Here is a 488-nt window from a genome sequence, read left to right as displayed (position 1 = left end):
TCCGGCAGTGTAGCAGATTATACATTTGCATGGACAGGAACATTGGCCATTCCAGCTGATGGAACAACTGCAGAGGAAACCACTTTCAGAGCTGTCGTAATTGATAATGCTACAGGCTGTACCAGTGAAACTGAGGTTGTAATTACCGTCAATCCGGATCCAGCTTTACAAACGGCTTCTGCCATATACTGTGCTGATGAAACAGATGGTTTTGATATCAATATTTTCAATGACGAAATTCTTACTTCCGGCAATGTAGCCGATTATACATTTGCATGGACAGGCACATTGGCCATTCCAGCCGATGGAGGTTTACCAGTCTCAAATACATTTAGTGCTGTCGTAACTGATAATACAACAGGCTGTACCAGCGAAACGGAGGTAGTAATCACCGTTAATCCAGATCCTGCATTACAAGCCACATCTGCAACTTACTGTGCAGATGAAGCAGCAGATTTTGATATCAATACCTTCAATGAAGATATCCT

Annotated in this window: 1 protein-coding gene; it reads left to right on the top strand. The window is 42.6% G+C overall.

Going from position 1 to position 488, the window contains the following annotated elements:
- Positions 1 to 488: hypothetical protein (locus OM075_RS25570; RefSeq protein WP_301193387.1), on the top strand; the 488-nt coding region annotated here is incomplete at both ends.

Origin of the sequence: Plebeiibacterium sediminum, from assembly GCF_026013605.1 — a bacterium.
Taxonomy (GTDB): Bacteria; Bacteroidota; Bacteroidia; order Bacteroidales; family Marinilabiliaceae; genus Saccharicrinis; species Saccharicrinis sediminus.
Note: the sequence above shows the minus strand (reverse complement) of the source record. Positions and strands in the feature narration are given on the sequence as shown.